Origin of the sequence: Clostridium sp. AF37-5 (genome assembly GCF_003477605.1) — a bacterium.
Lineage (GTDB): Bacteria > Bacillota > Clostridia > Lachnospirales > Lachnospiraceae > Eubacterium_F.
The window spans coordinates 20,295-33,866 of the sequence record NZ_QUDR01000008.1 but is presented as its reverse complement, the minus strand read 5'-3'; the positions used below and the strand labels follow the sequence as shown (position 1 = coordinate 33,866).

The following is a 13,572-nucleotide window of genomic DNA, read 5'->3' as shown; positions in this document are numbered from 1 at the left end:
CGGGGGAATTATAGCTATGAAAAATTTTACAACAAGATTATTATTTGTTACACTTTTTATTTGTTTTTCTTTTTCTATCTTATCTAGAAAAAGTCAGGCCGCCAGCTTCACATCGTCAAAACAGATTTATTTATTAGAAAATGGAGACTATCTTGAAACCATTATTACTGGTACACCTGCATTTTCTAATAATATTTCCTACCTTTCTTCATCAAAGTCCATAACAAAAACAAAGACCTCCAAATATAAGAGCAAAAATGGTTTAACACTTTGGTCTGTATCAATTAAGGCCACATTCACGTATAACGGTCGCACATCTAAATGTACCTCTTATTCCCATAGTACAACATGCCCTTCCTCCGCATGGAAAATTAAAACTGTTACTTCAAGCAAAAGAGGCTCTTCCGCAACCGCAACGGCAGTTGCAGTTCATTCAGATAACAATGTCCAAAAAAAATTCACAAAATCTGTTACCATTTCCTGTAATAGTAATGGTATCGTATCCTAATTTATATCCCTCTGTCATGAAGAAAAATTGACAGATTAAATATTTCAAGTTAAAATAGAAAAGGCGGCAGGATTTCTCCTGTCGCCACACTTAGGCAGATGTAGTTCATCGGTAGAACGCCAGCTTCCCAAGCTGGAGAGGCGGGTTCGATTCCCGTCATCTGCTTTTTTATTTTTCAACTTCCGGGTCGTTTTCTTCCCACACGATTTCATCTTCAACAAACCCGTGTTTCTTTTTATGTCTCACAATTAATTTGAGAATAAATCCGCTCGCAAACACAAGCGCCGATACAAGCCATCCGGCAAGGCACTCTGCCCACAGAGCATAACCATAATGACCGCCTTTCTGCACAAACAAAACGTACAGATTCCACACAAACAAAATCAATAATGTCGCTGGCGCAATGTAACGAATCGCAAGACGAATCCACATACGAGGCATTTTAAATTTCTTTGTATTTCGATTAATCTGCTGCCACACTTTATCAATCTGAAAGCACCAGCCAACTGCAATACATTCCAAAATTCCGATTACAATCAAGTTAATCTGATTTGTCCAATTATCCACAATGTCAAGCCATGCTACACCGGCACGTGTCGCGTATAATAAAGAAATAATTGCACTGATTACACAGGCCCACCGTGTCACCTTCTTTGGATTCAAATGGAACTTATCTGCCACCGATGCCGACACACCCTCGATAATCGAAAAGGCTGAATCAATCGCAAGCGTTACTAACATCAGGTAGAAAATAGCACCAAACAAGGCATTAAACCAGCCAATGTCCGTAAGATTTACAATTGCCTGCGGGTATACGATAAATGCTGTTGCAATTCCGGAATCCGTAATCGAATCAAGCATCCCAACACCACCCATTGTGGAAAACATAACGATACCTGACAAAACGCTGACTGCGGCATCCGAAAGCGCAATAATTACACAGTCTTTCGCCACATTTGCCGACTCGCCAAGATAAGAACCATATGCAAACATAATTGCCATCATAATCGATAAACTGTAAAATACCTGTCCAATGGCATCAATCCACAAACTTGGATCTTCAAAAGCACTCATGCTTGGAATGAAAAACATCCGAAGACCTTCACCGGCACCCGACATTGTACATCCCTTGATTGCCATAATGACAAGCAGAATAACCGGAAGAAATACGGTATACTTTACAACTTTACCCACACTGCTTGCACCATTTCGGATACAATAGTAAATCGCTGCCCAAGCCACGATAACAGAAAGCAGTACCGGAATCGGAATACTAAAACCTTTGATATCCCATGTTGTCTGTGTTACATCGGCAAAAAGATTCTGCGCCGCATTTACATCTCCTGTCATACCGGCAAATTTTACCGAGCATACCGTCATCAAAATTACCCATGCGAAAACAACTGCATAATAGGTAGAAATAACAAATGCATTTGATGTTGCTGCCCATCCGATAAACTCTGTCTTTTTATTAATTCCCCGCATACTTTCGCCGGCACCGCGGTGGAATTTACGTGCAACGGAAACCTCCATCATCAGAAGTGGAATTCCGACAACAAACAGCGCAACTAAGTAAATTAACAAATATGTTCCGCCTCCGTGCTTTGCGGCAAGTCCCGGAAAGCGCCACGCATTTCCAAGTCCAACGGCGGAACCAATCGCCGCTAAAATAAATGTTGCCTGTGATGACCACTTTGACCTTTTTTCATGTTTCATAACAATCTCCTTTTCTAATCCTCTACAATATTACTAATCCAGACTCCCTTTTGAATCAGGATATATCCCACAGCAAGTTTGATTAAATCTGCTGCCTGTACAATCGCATATACGCCCAGAATGGGAAGACCTGTGTAGTAGCATAATACCGCCGCAATCGGAAGCGGTACAACCCACGAATACACACTGTCAAACAAAAACGTGATAAATGTTTTTCCCCCGGAACGGACGGTAAAATAAAGAGCATTTAAAACACCCTGTACCGGGAAAAACAATGCCGTGATAATAATAAACCACGTTCCGTAATTTCGCACCTGGCTCGTTGTATCATACAAATTCGGAAAAACTCCCGAAATGGAAACTAAAAGTATTGTAAGTCCCACACAAATCACACCCGCAAATTTCATCAGTGAGTATGCATTTTTCTTTGCCTTGTCGTATTCGCCCGCTCCGAGTGTCTGACCGCTCAAAATACCAACGGCGGAGCCGAGAGAAATAAATACAACATTTAAAAGGTTGCAAATGGCATTAGAAATCTGAAGTCCTGCCACAATCTCCAAGCCCCGTGTCGAATAGCACTGTGTCAACGCCGCAATGCTGCCCGCCCACAAAAACTCGTTTAAGAAAATAGGAAGTCCTTTTTTTATCATTTCTCCCATAATTGCCTTCGGCACAAGAAGCGTCCGGTACAATCCATTGATAAATGTAATTTCCTTCTTTTTGCAGTGCGTCCAGATAACCACGACTAACATCTCAACCACACGCGCCATCAAAGTAGCAATTGCTGCTCCCCTCACTCCAAGCTCAGGGAATCCAAATTTTCCATAAATAAGAAAATAGTTAAATACCACATCAATAACCACAGATGCAATGCCTGCTACCATCGGCTTTATACTTTCTCCGGTCTCTCTCAGACTGCTCGCATAAATCTGCGTCACGCCAAACGGAACAAAAGTAAATAACATAATTGCGAGATATTCTTTTGCATAAGACATCGTAAGCGACGCATTCACAACTTGGCTTTCACCGTGAAGATAAAGACCAATCAAATTCTCTCCCGCCAGCAAAAAGAGTAAAAGTCCGGCTATAATACAAATCCCGCAAATCCACATTTTCATGCGGACCGCATTACGGAATCCCTCTTCATTTCCCTGTCCATAATACTGGGCAGCATAGATACCGGGCCCCGATATTCCTCCGAAAATAGCAAGATTAAAAACAAAAATAAGCTGTCCGACAATCGAGACAGCCGTCATCGCTTCTGTTCCAATGCTACCAACCATCACATTATCAATTAACCCGACCATGTTGGTAATACCATTTTGTATCATCATCGGAATCGCAAGCTTCAATGCCCTTTTGTAAATCGTTTGATTTTTCACTTCTTTTGCACCTCTTAGTTCTTCCCATCTACCAGCCGCATCTGCCGCAGTTTTCACAATGCATACATTCCACTTTATGAATTTTCGCTTCCCATTCGCATACTTCGATTTCCTTATCTTTCAAATCGACTTCCTTCTGCTGATATTTTGTCGTAATCTGTATTCTATCTTCAGCGAGTAAAGTAATCGTAAGCGGATAAATCGTAATCTCGTCCGGCCGCATACAATTTTGAAAAATCACCGGAGAAAAAACTTCCCATTTACCGCTTTTTTCATCGAAAATCCGCAACTGTTTCTCTTTCGTAACCATTTTACCATCATACCACAAATCTTTCAGTGTGGAAAGCATAAATTTACCCTTTTTTTGCACTCGCTCATATTCATAAAAAACAGCCTTTTGAGGCACTAAAATTTCACAGCTTTTTTCCACAAATTCTTCCTCCGAAAACATAGGAAAAAAAGTGTCTCCTTCTACCTTTTCCAAAAGTTTCGTTACATATATTTTATCGGTATTCCTAAGCGCTTCTTCATATACCGACGCCCCGCCGCAGATAAAGATGTCCCGCCCGGTGTTTTTTTCTTTTTCCCATACTTCTTCTAAACTTTGCACCGTATGGCAGTTTTCCAGTTCAACCTTTTTCGTGCCGGACAAAAGATACGTCATCCGCCCAGGCAACGGATGCCCAATTTCATCATACGTGCGGCGTCCCATCACAATAGCATTTCCCATCGTCAGCATTTGAAATTTTTTTCTATCCTCCGGCAAGTCCCACGGTATTTTTCCCTCTCTGCCAATCACCCGGTTCTCACTCATCGCCACAATAATCGCTATCATCGGTTACCCCTTCTCTCTAACTGTATCATCATATTCTCTCACCCTATCGCATCGCATGACATTTGTCAAGTATCGTGACAAATGTACTTATATTTTCAATATACCTTGACAGACGAGGTATATTATGATTTAATAACACTAACAAAACATGAAGGGAGGATTGTTCATGTCAATTGCATCGGACTTGATTCGAGGACATACCGATACCATCATTCTCGCCCAGCTTTTGCAGGAGGACAGTTACGGATATAAGATTAATAAACGGATTCAGGAACTTACGCAAAATGAGTATGAACTAAAAGAAGCTACTTTATATACCGCATTCCGGCGGCTTGAAGAAGCCGGTTACATCTGTTCTTACTGGGGAAATGAAAATACCGGTGCCAGAAGACGCTATTATACCATTACACCGGAAGGCCGCAATGCCTACCGGAAGTTATGCAGCGAATGGGAGATTGCAAAGGGATTTATTGACGTTTTGATTCATTCGGAACCGTCAAATCCCAAACAAGTATAATGAAATGGCACAATCTATTTTATAAGGAGGATTTTATGGAGAACAAATTACGAGCTTACATGGACCATTTATTTCAGGATGTTCCAAATACAAAAAAAGCAGTTGAAGTAAAAGAAGAAATTTTGCAAAATATCGTGGACAAATACCACGACCTTGTGGCAGAGGGAAAATCAGAGGAAGCCGCTTACAACATTGCCATTGCAAGTATTGGTGATTTGGATGAACTTCTTGCTTCCCTGAAAGATTCGTCCCAGACGCCAAACCAAATGGACTCGGAAAATTATATGGCATGGCGTAAAAAATCAGCCATCCGCATTTCCATCGCCATCATGCTTTATATTTTGTGTGTTACACCGCCAATTATTACAGACAGTCTGCATCTGCCGGACGCCATTGGTGCTTGTGGTCTTTTTGTTTTTATTGCCATCGCAACCGGAATTATTATTTACAATTCCATGACAAAACCGCGCTACACGAAAATGGACGATACTTTTATGGAAGATTTCAAAGAGTGGCAGAGTAAAAATGACACGAATAAGCAGGCAATGCGCGCCATTAAAAGTGCTTTGTGGGTATTCATTACCGCCTTGTACTTTGTGATTAGTTTTACTACTATGGCATGGCACATTTCATGGGTCATCTTCTTAATCGGTGCCGCGCTTGAATCCATTATCAAAGCTGTTTTCGAGCTGAAAGCAAATTAGGAGGGATCGACTATGAAAAAGAAAACTGCCCTCTGGATAAAGATTATTGTACTTGGCATTTTGACGCTCGCCCTCATCGGTATTTTAATTGTGGGGATTCTTGGCAACACCTTCCGCAACTTTCCGATATTTGGCTCTTTTTCCAGCTATGACAATGCCGATTTGTATCAGGTGGGAAATGCTGATATATCTGCATCCGAACTATCCAGTCTTTCCATCGACTGGGTAAGCGGCTCCGTAAAAGTTGATGTTTATGACGGAAATGTTATTCAGATTCGTGAAGATGGTGCGAGCGACCTATCCGACAGTGACAAAGCACATTATTATTATCACGATGGAACTTTAGATGTCCGCTACCGGGAAAGCGGCAGCTTCTTCTCCTTCTTCCACAGCTTAGGCAGGAAGAACTTAGAGATTTTGATTCCACGTTCACTCGCTTCCAATTTATCGGAGATTTCCGGCGATGTAGTAAGTGCCGACACTACAATTAACGGTCTTTCTACAAAAGATTTTTATCTTGATACCGTAAGCGGAAACCTTACTTTTAATGGAAGTGCAGAACGAATTGACAGTGAAAGCGTGAGTGGCGACTGCCGTATTACCTCATCCGTCACACCGCAGAAAATTGACATGGAAAGCGTCAGTGGTGACATTTCGGTTTCGATTCCAAGTAACTCTGAATTCGAGGCAGAAAACGATTCCGTTTCCGGAGATTTAACTTGTAGTTTTGCCGGAACTAAAAAAGATGATAAGTTTGTCTGTGGCTCGGGCATTAACCGCTATGATTTTGACACCGTCAGCGGGGATGTTGAGATTTTGCCAGTGGGGTGATGTGATATTTTTAGTTTCCAACCAAATACTTGCCGCGCGCAAACTGAACCTTCAGTTCCGAAACAACGCTTTTTCTTGAAATCAAGAAAAAAGCGTTGTTTGGAGGTATTCCCCATGATTTCATTTTCAGATATCAATAATTAACTTATTGCAGTTATTACACAAATAAGCTTCCACATATGTTTTTTCCAAAAAACTTGTGAGCTTTATTTTTTTAGCATTAGGTCCTTCCGATTTCCACTTTAATGGATATCTGTCCTGATTAATTATGCCTTTCTCCATTTCGCAATTGCAATATGGGCATTGCATAAAATCACCTCCCAGTATATTTAAACAATTCGATTATATCAAATGCTCGTTATCTTTTAGCTTCCAATAAATCAACAGAAAAACTTTGCACCCAAAAGACGCAAAGTTTTTCTACTGATTTACGGAAACTAAAAAATTTCACATAATCCTACTTCTTAATCTTTACTTTCTTTACCTTACTTGCTTTACCAAATACCTTAACAGCACCCTTTCCTTTTTTGTACGCAATTACTTTAACATAATATGTCTTGCCTTTTTTCAGGCGGGAAATTGTTACCTTTTTCGCAGAAGTCCATTTCGTTTTTGCTTTTTTAAACTTCTTATTTGTTGCATACATAACTTTATATCCGGACGCACCTTTTACTGCCTTAATGGTAACAACCATTTTCTTTTTCGCTTTATTCTTAAGTGATTTAATGGTTGCTTTGCCGACTGTAATTTTAGGAGCCGGCGTTTTTGTCGCTGCCGGAGTTTTTGTCGCTGCCGGCTTTTTCGTTGCTGTCGGTTTCTTTGTTGGAACAGGTGTCACCGCCGGCTTCTTCGTTGGTGCAGGTGTTGCGGTTGGTTTCGCTGTGCTTTCGCTAGCATTGTAGTCTTTTAATGTGTACTCAATGGAGCCTGAAACAGCAAGTTCCACAGGATATGTTTTGCTTTCCTCGCCATTTAACGCAACATTGATTTGTTTGCTGCTTGTTCCATTGGATATCTTAACACCTTTTTTAATTGCGGTTTCATACTGATTCGTAACCTTAACTGCAATTATCTTTCCATTTTCAATAATTGCATCACAAACCAGCTGTGTATCATAAAGCTTAGACGGTTTGATGATACTAAATGAAGAACTGTTATCTACCACGTTTAATTCATCCATAGCACCGTCACTGCCATAAGCAGCCACATTCATCGACAAAGCAATTGCATCCGCATCGTCTTTGAATGTTGGTTTATAACCAAACTGAAGAATGTACTCTCCTTTATTCACTGCCTCGATGGCTTCTTTACCGGAAACTACAATCTGTTTTTTGTTACTATCCCATTTTGCTCCGGCTGAAATCGGATTTACCTTTACATTCTTTTGGTCTGCCATTGAATAGTCAATGCGCACACTGTCATTTTCATTCATTGCAGTCGTACCTGCGTTACTGATAACTGCCTGCATGACTCTCTCGCCACCGGACAATGTCGATGTCACTTCCGGATTTGATACGACAAGGTCAGCACCAAGAAGCGTAAGTTTTGCCACCGCTTTTGCACCATTGTCTGCCTCAATATCAAATTCTTCGTTCTTTAATGTCTTGCCTAACGAATAGGTAAACTGAATCTGTCCGCTTTCACCGCTTTTCAGTGAGATTGGATAATTGTCATAAACTACATTTCCATTATTTTTAATTGTCACATTTTCCAGTGCTTTTCGTCCTGCATTTGTAAATGAAATGGTTACATTCACATTGCTTTCCGGAACAATATTCTGGTCAAATGCATTGGCAGTTTCATTTCTAAGCTCATTCTTAATCTGTTTTTTAGCAAATATCAATCGTGCCGGCTGCTCCTCATCTTCATTTGAACCGCTATTTTGTTTTTGTGGCTGTGCGCAGGATACAACCGAGAATGAATCACCCTCTTTAGTTACGGTATTTCCTACCATGCTTTCACTTTCTGATGAGGTGCTGTTCATTTCATATTTTGTTGATAAGGTACTATCCTTTTTATTTATGTATTTTACATAAGTATGATTCAGCGAATCATCGCCAATTGAGTACCAGTAAACCGCACTATCATCAATGGTGTCGCCGCCCTTTGCGAAATCAAAGTTTTCTGCCACTTCGCCATTGTCATCAAGGGAGAAATCATTTGCGCTTCCGCTCATATTATATCCCTGAATTTTTACATATACTTTGCTTGTTTCCTCGCCCTTGTATTCTGACTGCTGCCATGCGGTCAAGAACATGCCGTCATTGTCTGTTACATATTTTACTCTAGGCTGCGTTTCTCCCGCTTCATTACAAGTTACACGGTTTACACTTTTCACCTGTCCATTATCAATCACATAAGAATACAATTCACGATTTTTAAGTAAATCGGAACTTCCCATGCTGGCAAGAATCATAGCAGTTCCATCATCCGACATATCCATATCGTATGCCTGAACACCTTTGATTTCTCCGCTTTCTAAGCACGCCGGGTCGGACCATTTTGTACCGTCATAGAAACTGAAGTACAATTTCTTCTCTCCCTGCATATCGTCTTTGACAGCACTTTCATCCATTGACTCAAGATTATAAGTATCGGACTGCCATACAACCATTGCCTTTCCATTTTTTACGGAAACTACCGGTGCAGTATCTGCTGCCTGATTATCTGTGAGTTTGGTGTGCTTTCCATTCACATACACGTGAATTTCACTGGAATTGGCACTTGTATTAAACTGGCTGCTTGAAATGTCATCGCTATTTTCCATCGCCGAATCATAAGTTACCGCATCAAAAGCTAACACTTCTAACTTGTCATCTTTGGCATAATCAATCGCGTTCACCGTCTGATTCTCGCCTTTTGTCCGCCAGTCAGTCATAACTTTCGGATCCGACCATTTTGCTCCATCATATTCACTTACCGCCGGATTAATGGTTCCCAAATCTTCCAGATTTTCGGTATACACCATCGCCATGCTTTTACCATCTTCTGCTGCAACAGGTGTTATATATGGATTGATATAATTCATCCAGTCTTCATCCGCCTTTGGCGCAATTTTCAGAAGTGATGATTTTGATTTTGTTTTCATACCGGCAAACTCTAACAAGTTTGGTCTGCCAACAGGGAATTTCTCCCAATCTCGGTAACTTCTGCCTTTGTTAAATCCGGTTCCTACAATTTTTTTCTTGTATTTTATAAATAACAGCTTAAATTCAAAATACAATCCAATATCACCAGAGAAATTCAAGTATCCGCCGTCATATGTTTTTGTTTTGTCAAGGTCCTTGAAAATCACGACACGGTGATTATATTCAACCGAAAGGTTACCCTCTACACCAAATTTTAATTTTACTACTTTACCGTCAAATCCAACACCGCCACTGGCACCGACGTATCCTTTTACTCCAACAAGAATATCAGTTACAAAATTATACTGGCTGGTCAGTTTCAGGTTGTTTGTGCTGAAATCAAGTCCGACAAACTGGTTATGGTAAGAGTTTCCACCTGAAACCAGCGCATCAATGTTTGCACTGCATCCAACTTTCATTCCATAATACAATGGAACAAATCCAACGACTACGTTGTTATTAAAACTAAATTCATACTGAATGTTTCCGGCAATTCCGCCTCCGGTATAGGTCATAACCCATTTACCGTCGATAAAGTCCGCATTACCAAACGCATAACCGGATAATGTTTTTGTCAGTTTATTATCTTTTAAATCATTAATGGTTTCTGTTACTGCTGCCACAATATTATTTTCATCAAGACCGGCATTGCCAATAGCAATCATAAATGATTTCTTGAATGGGTCATCGGTATCCTGAAAACTTACCTTCATCGGCAAAACTTTTGGCAGGTTAAACTTTAATGTTCGGTTAATGACTTTTCCGGCAGATAATGTTGGTGTTTCCAAATCACCCACAAAATTAATACTGGATGGTTTTTCCGGTGATGGTAGGTCTGTGACATTGGCTATTGTAAATGGCGTTGTCTGCGTTGACAATATATTCTTTTTGCTATCCTTTACAATAACTTCAACCGAATGTCTTCCTGTTGAGGTACTTTTACTGTCAATCTCAAAAACAGATTTTTTCCACTCATTTACCATACCGTCATAATATGTAGTTTCTTCTTTTGCGGCACTCAATTCTCTGCCGGACGTTTTTATCTCAATAAGATGGCCTGTGGCTGCACATGAGTTTACAACAATTTTTTTCGTCTCATTTTTATCAATCAATAAACTATTGATATCTTTTCCATTTTCATCTGTGACATAAACAATATTGTTATCTGTGACACCGTCTGATTTGCTGTTAAGCTGCACTTTGGTACCACCACTGACCTGCTGCCCATCCGAAAATACAGAATATCTCACAAGTTTTGGCTCGTAAGTATTGTTCTCTGTCGTAATTTCAAGAAGCACTTCCGCATTATCGAGTTGTTTTACATTGGAAAATGTAACCTCTGTTGAATACGGATTATCGACCAGATTTTTTTCAAAAGTCTGCGTATCCTTCGCAATTTCTTTTCCCTTATCATCGAGCAAATATGCCTTAATTGTAAATTTGCTTTCTTTTCCTTTTCCTGTTGCATCCGATAACGTTATGTTCTGCATATATTTTGAGGAAACCTGACAATTGTTAATCGGATATGCACCTGACGTTTCACCACTTGACATGTCTTTTATGGAAATATCACTTTTACTAAGTCCATATTTCACACCGACCGAAACATCATCCTGTGTCGGTTTCCATACAATACAATCGCCGTTGGAAAGCTGTTTGATACTTTCTGCCTTATCATTCTCTGTCGTCCACTCGACTTTATCTGCATCTCCGCCGCTGACATTACATCCTACTTTTCCAATATCCGTAAGGTAATCTTTATAGTTGTTGTCTGTAATTGGACGGATAATATACAATTTATTTGCCAAAGTCTTTACGTCAACACTCATTCGATAAATCTGTCCGCTGGTTTCATCGGTTACCGTAACGTAAGTAAATCCATCCTTTTTTCCTGTCAGTGTGAGAATGTTTCCATTCATCTCGCAGGACGCTACACTTGCATCCGAAGCAACTGCCTTATACACATCATCCGCTGCATATCCACCTTTTACCTCAAAAGTATGTACGAGATTGATTTCATTGAGTTTTGCATAAAATTCATTGGAATCTTTTGCATCCTTCACTATTTTATCAACTGCATCCTCATTGGACATCAAATAACTTTGGTCCACTTTCTCGCCATTTTCATAAATTTCAAGTGCAGCTTTTTCTTCTTCCTTCCATGTTGCGTAAAGCGTGAGAACACCTGTGCCACTATATCTGGAACCAGCCGCATACTCCTGTCCGCTTCCGTCTTTCTTTGTATTCCATCCGTTAAACACATATCCTTTTCTTGTTGGCTTTTGCGTTGTTATAATGAATGCATACAAATCTTCCTTCTTCTGTGTAGAAGGGAAATCTTTTACCAAATCACTGGTATTTTCGTTATAAATAATGGCATACTCACCGTCATACATTTCTGCATCTGCAAAAGTGTCAATGGAATCTAATTCGTCAACATCCGCACCATATTCCGGTTCGTTCCAATTGATATAATCTCCTTTTTTATATCCTCGGTTAATGGATACATAATAGCCAAACCCGTTGATACTCTCAAAAGTTACACCATTTTCATCATACTGGGTAACTTCTCCCTGACACACAAGACCTTTTATTCCATCATCGTATGCGGCCTCCATATAATCATAGCCGTCCTCTGTAAGGCAGACATTATTCTCATCGCCAATCAAGGAAGATGCGTAAAGATTTTTCGATTCAGATCTGGTTACCGGCGTACCATCGGCTTCGTACATATAAAGCGAAACCGGATAATTATCGTCGCCACTATAGCGGAATACAAAATACCGGTCTTTTAACTGGGTACTTTTAAACTGATGACCCGTGGATGCATCTGCTGTTCCCCAAGAAGCATCATAACCATATCCGTTTATCATGTTTGTACTGGTAATAACATCAAGAATCTGATCCTTACTTAACTTTGCACCAAACAATCCTTCTTCATAATATCTGTACCAAATGGCATACAAAGTCACTACCTGATTTTTAGAATACGTTGCCCCTGGATCATAGGAAGTTCCTGAACCATCTTCTTTTGTGTTCCATTCTATAAAACGGTATCCTTTTCTTGTTGGAACATTCTCAGAAAGCGTAAGATCAACATCTTTTTCTTTTGTCTGCTCCTCCGGCATATCAAGTACCTGCTGCCCGCCTTCGGAATTATACATAACCGCATACTGGCCGGACTCCAGACTGTTAGAAGAATATCCTGTCATTTCAGCAAGTTTATCCATTGTAACCGATGTATTGGCATCATCTTCCCAAACAATTTTCTCCCCAACATCGCGCCCCTGGCTGCCACTTAAATAATATCCAAATCCGTTCTTACTCTTAAAATAGAGTCCTTTGGAATCTGCCTCGCCCATACTGCAAAGCGCCATTACACCTTCGATTCCATCCGTATAATTTTTTTTCATATAAGTAGATGCTGTGGTGGTAAGACACACATTGGTACTAAGACCTATTTTTGAAGATGACTTTAACCCTTTGTTTCGGCTGCTCACTACCGGTGTGCCATCATCCTCATAAAGGCATAAAGCAAGCGGATAATTTGAATCTCCGGAATACTTTAATACAAAATGTCTGTCCGCCATCATACTCTTTGTAAACTGATGGCCGGTAGAAGCATTCGCTGTTCCCCAGGATGCATCATATGGCAGACCCTTTAATATGCTTGTCATCATAACATAATCAAAAAGCTGGTCAATTCCATATTCACCGGCAAAAATACCAGTGGTGTACTCACCATCTCTGACAACAGTTCCTTTCTCCTCCGCCTTCGACGACGTTGTCATATCAAACGGTATCGAAGTCAGAAGAAGTGCCGCTGCAAGCAGCAAACACAAACTCCTTTTTCTTGTTTTTTTCTTCATAAACATCCTCCAATCATACTAAGCCTGCTAGTGCCAATAGGAAATATTGTTTTTCCCAAAAATTACATTTATGTTAATAGTT

Annotated in this window: 8 protein-coding genes and 1 tRNA gene; 5 read left to right on the top strand and 4 right to left on the bottom strand. The window is 40.2% G+C overall.

The window, feature by feature from the left end:
* The first annotated feature begins 16 nt into the window (after nucleotides 1-16).
* Both DW019_RS06880 and DW019_RS06875 read left to right on the top strand, forming a co-directional pair.
* Nucleotides 17-508 (top strand): hypothetical protein, encoded by a 492-nt coding sequence (locus tag DW019_RS06880; protein WP_118442931.1) that lies wholly within the window; start codon nucleotides 17-19, stop codon nucleotides 506-508.
* Between the two features lie 94 nt (nucleotides 509-602).
* Nucleotides 603-673, top strand: a tRNA-Gly gene (locus DW019_RS06875).
* Nucleotides 674-676: 3 nt separating this feature from the next.
* On the opposite strand, the gene DW019_RS06870 is transcribed toward DW019_RS06875, so the two are convergent.
* The 3 genes from DW019_RS06870 to DW019_RS06860 are packed head-to-tail and all read right to left on the bottom strand — an operon-like array spanning nucleotide 677 to nucleotide 4,441.
* Entirely contained in the window at nucleotides 677-2,224 is a 1,548-nt protein-coding gene (locus DW019_RS06870) for a sodium-dependent transporter (protein WP_118442930.1), read from the bottom strand.
* Nucleotides 2,225-2,238: 14 nt separating this feature from the next.
* Complete coding sequence (locus DW019_RS06865; RefSeq protein WP_243024116.1) at nucleotides 2,239-3,663, bottom strand: MATE family efflux transporter; 1,425 nt, start codon at nucleotides 3,661-3,663, stop codon at nucleotides 2,239-2,241.
* Nucleotides 3,635-4,441, bottom strand: coding sequence for a dihydrofolate reductase (locus tag DW019_RS06860; protein ID WP_118442929.1), 807 nt, complete (start codon nucleotides 4,439-4,441; stop codon nucleotides 3,635-3,637). The genes DW019_RS06865 and DW019_RS06860 overlap by 29 nt, the downstream gene beginning before the upstream one ends.
* 166 nt (nucleotides 4,442-4,607) lie before the next feature.
* Here DW019_RS06860 and DW019_RS06855 point away from each other — a divergent pair, with 166 nt between their 5' ends.
* Genes DW019_RS06855 through DW019_RS06845 form a run of 3 tightly spaced genes read left to right on the top strand, consistent with a single transcriptional unit; the run spans nucleotide 4,608 to nucleotide 6,493 of the window.
* Nucleotides 4,608-4,958 (top strand): PadR family transcriptional regulator, encoded by a 351-nt coding sequence (locus DW019_RS06855; protein WP_022377758.1) that lies wholly within the window; start codon nucleotides 4,608-4,610, stop codon nucleotides 4,956-4,958.
* 35 nt (nucleotides 4,959-4,993) lie between these two features.
* Nucleotides 4,994-5,662, top strand: coding sequence for a permease prefix domain 1-containing protein (locus tag DW019_RS06850; protein WP_118442928.1), 669 nt, complete (start codon nucleotides 4,994-4,996; stop codon nucleotides 5,660-5,662).
* Between the two features lie 12 nt (nucleotides 5,663-5,674).
* The gene (locus DW019_RS06845) at nucleotides 5,675-6,493 is read left to right on the top strand and encodes a DUF4097 family beta strand repeat-containing protein (RefSeq protein ID WP_118442927.1); all 819 of its coding nucleotides are present in this window, start codon (nucleotides 5,675-5,677) and stop codon (nucleotides 6,491-6,493) included.
* A gap of 457 nt (nucleotides 6,494-6,950) precedes the next feature.
* Here the strand turns inward: DW019_RS06845 and DW019_RS06835 are convergent, their stop codons facing one another.
* Nucleotides 6,951-13,490 (bottom strand): InlB B-repeat-containing protein, encoded by a 6,540-nt coding sequence (locus DW019_RS06835; protein WP_182431059.1) that lies wholly within the window; start codon nucleotides 13,488-13,490, stop codon nucleotides 6,951-6,953.
* Between the last annotated feature and the right edge of the window lie 82 nt (nucleotides 13,491-13,572).

Excerpts from the sequence above, each read along its gene's own strand:
- DW019_RS06880 (WP_118442931.1), top strand. The coding sequence starts at position 17 with ATGAAAAATTTTACAACAAGATTATTATTTGTTACACTTTTTATTTGT.
- DW019_RS06870 (WP_118442930.1), bottom strand. The coding sequence starts at position 2,224 with ATGAAACATGAAAAAAGGTCAAAGTGGTCATCACAGGCAACATTTATT.
- DW019_RS06860 (WP_118442929.1), bottom strand. The coding sequence starts at position 4,441 with ATGATAGCGATTATTGTGGCGATGAGTGAGAACCGGGTGATTGGCAGA.
- DW019_RS06855 (WP_022377758.1), top strand. The coding sequence starts at position 4,608 with ATGTCAATTGCATCGGACTTGATTCGAGGACATACCGATACCATCATT.
- DW019_RS06850 (WP_118442928.1), top strand. The coding sequence starts at position 4,994 with ATGGAGAACAAATTACGAGCTTACATGGACCATTTATTTCAGGATGTT.
- DW019_RS06845 (WP_118442927.1), top strand. The coding sequence starts at position 5,675 with ATGAAAAAGAAAACTGCCCTCTGGATAAAGATTATTGTACTTGGCATT.
- DW019_RS06835 (WP_182431059.1), bottom strand. The coding sequence starts at position 13,490 with ATGAAGAAAAAAACAAGAAAAAGGAGTTTGTGTTTGCTGCTTGCAGCG.